Raw genomic sequence first — 484 nt, 5'->3', positions numbered from 1 at the left:
GGTAACACAGCACAAAGCTTTCACAGTGGTCAGTATGTGTTTAACGTAAGTGAAGTTAATAGATGGGAACGCTATACATTTACCATGAAACTTCATGGTAAATTTGACGGTACTAAAGTTTCTAGATTGTATATATATGGTGGCGAAGGTATTGAAGGTACAGCGTATGTAAAAAACGTCAAACTTGAATTAGCTAACGTTGCTACAGCATGGACACCAGCACCAGAAGATCAAGTAACAACAACTGATTTTACTAAAAAGACGGTAGAAATTGAGACGACTATTAAAGGGATTAACACTACGGTTTCTAATGTTCAAAACGAACAAGGAAAGCTTACGGAACGTATGACGAAATCAGAGCAAACCGCAGATGGATTTAAAACTTCTATTGAATCGTTAACAAAGAAAGATACTGAAATCAGTAATAAATTAAATACGGTTGAATCGACTGTGGAAGGTACGAAAAAGACGATTTCTGATGTAC

At 36.2% G+C, this 484-nt stretch carries 1 pseudogene; it reads left to right on the top strand.

Features of this window, described 5'->3' with window-relative positions:
- Positions 1–484 (top strand): annotated as a pseudogene (locus tag ACQRBL_RS32570) (hypothetical protein); the annotation flags it as partial.

Source organism: Bacillus sp. AF62 (genome assembly GCF_050312695.1).
Taxonomy (GTDB): Bacteria; Bacillota; Bacilli; order Bacillales; family Bacillaceae_G; genus Bacillus_A; species Bacillus_A cereus.
Note: the sequence above shows the minus strand (reverse complement) of the source record. Positions and strands in the feature narration are given on the sequence as shown.